We start from the raw sequence: 1177 nt of genomic DNA on the forward strand, positions 1-1177 counted from the left end.
AACTTCGCTTCAAAGATTGCTTCCGACCAATGGAAGCCAGATTTCGGCCCCTCAGAGATTCACCCGTCTGCTGGAGTAACGGCTGTTGGTTGTAGGGAATACTTGATTGCCTTCAACGTGAATCTTGGCACGAATAAGATAGAAATTGCAAACAAGATTGCGAAGTCTGTAAGGCATATAAGCGGAGGATTTCGCTATGTGAAGGCTCTCGGCTTCAAGCTGGAGGATAGGGATATAGTGCAGATTTCAATGAATATGACTAACTATAGAAAGACTCCACTTTTCAGGGTCTTTGAGGTGATAAAATCAGAGGCTGAAAGACATGGAGTTCCCATAGTCGGATCGGAGATAGTTGGATTAACGCCACTTCAGGCGCTTGTGGATGTTGCAGATCATTATTTGAGATTAGAAAAGTTCACAAGCTCTTCGATCCTCGAGAAAAAAGTCCTGGACTTCATTGCGGACAAGGAAAGGTAATGGTAAAAGCTGACCTTGCAATCTTGAATATTGGGCAGATAGCTTCTCCGAAAAAGGCCGGCCCAATAAGAGGCAAGGAGATGTCCTCTCTTGAAACACGACACAATATGCATATCGCAATCGAGGGAGGGAAGATATCCTATGTTGGTAGGGAAAACGTGGAGGCGCGTGAGTACATAGATGGAACTGGACTCGTGGCCATTCCTGGATTTGTAGATAGTCACACTCATATTCCCTTCGTAGGTAGCAGAAGCAAAGAGTTTTTGATGCGACTGTCCGGTAAGAGCTACATGGAAATAATGAAGACCGGCGGGGGTATAAGATCAACAGTTAAAGAGGTGAGGAAGGCTTCGGCTTCTGAATTGGTTGCAGAGTCACTTAGACATCTCGATCGCATGCTTTCCCTCGGAGTCACTACTATCGAAGGAAAAAGCGGCTACGGTCTCGACAAAGAAAATGAATTGAAGCAGCTGAAGGTTTTGAAAACACTTGATTCTATTCATCCAGTTGATCTTGTCCCGACTTTTCTTGGTGCGCATGCTGTAGCCGAGGAGTATGAATCGTCGGACAGTTTTCTCTACTCGATGGCAGAAATGCTCGATGACGTGTCAGAGTATACCGATACAGTCGACATCTTCTGTGAAAATGGTGTCTTTAGTGAGAATCAGTCTAGGTGGTATTTAAAGCGAGCAAAGGAAAA

At 44.9% G+C, this 1177-nt stretch carries 2 pseudogenes; both read left to right on the forward strand.

From position 1 onward, the window contains the following. Positions 1–477: pseudogene (locus BG32_RS02905) on the forward strand (glutamate formiminotransferase); the annotation flags it as partial. Next, positions 477–1177: pseudogene (locus BG32_RS02910) on the forward strand (imidazolonepropionase); the annotation flags it as partial. The pseudogenes BG32_RS02905 and BG32_RS02910, both read left to right, overlap by 1 nt.

This window comes from Mesotoga sp. HF07.pep.5.2.highcov, assembly GCF_003666285.1.
Taxonomy (GTDB): Bacteria; Thermotogota; Thermotogae; order Petrotogales; family Kosmotogaceae; genus Mesotoga; species Mesotoga prima.